The organism is Kluyvera sichuanensis (genome assembly GCF_014218705.1).
GTDB classification, from domain to species: Bacteria; Pseudomonadota; Gammaproteobacteria; order Enterobacterales; family Enterobacteriaceae; genus Kluyvera; species Kluyvera sichuanensis.
In genome coordinates this window covers 1-208 of the sequence record NZ_JABBJF010000114.1, presented here as the reverse complement: position 1 = coordinate 208, position 208 = coordinate 1, and the positions used below count along the sequence as shown (strand labels likewise).

The 208-nt window shown below is 51.4% G+C and carries 1 rRNA gene; it reads right to left on the bottom strand.

What is annotated here, in order from left to right:
- A 16S ribosomal RNA gene (locus HII27_RS27020) occupies positions 1 to 208 on the bottom strand; the annotation flags it as partial.

The window sequence follows — 208 nt, the reverse complement described above, 5'->3', positions numbered from 1 at the left end:
CCCAGTAATTCCGATTAACGCTTGCACCCTCCGTATTACCGCGGCTGCTGGCACGGAGTTAGCCGGTGCTTCTTCTGCGAGTAACGTCAATCACTAAGGTTATTAACCTTAATGCCTTCCTCCTCGCTGAAAGTACTTTACAACCCGAAGGCCTTCTTCATACACGCGGCATGGCTGCATCAGGCTTGCGCCCATTGTGCAATATTCC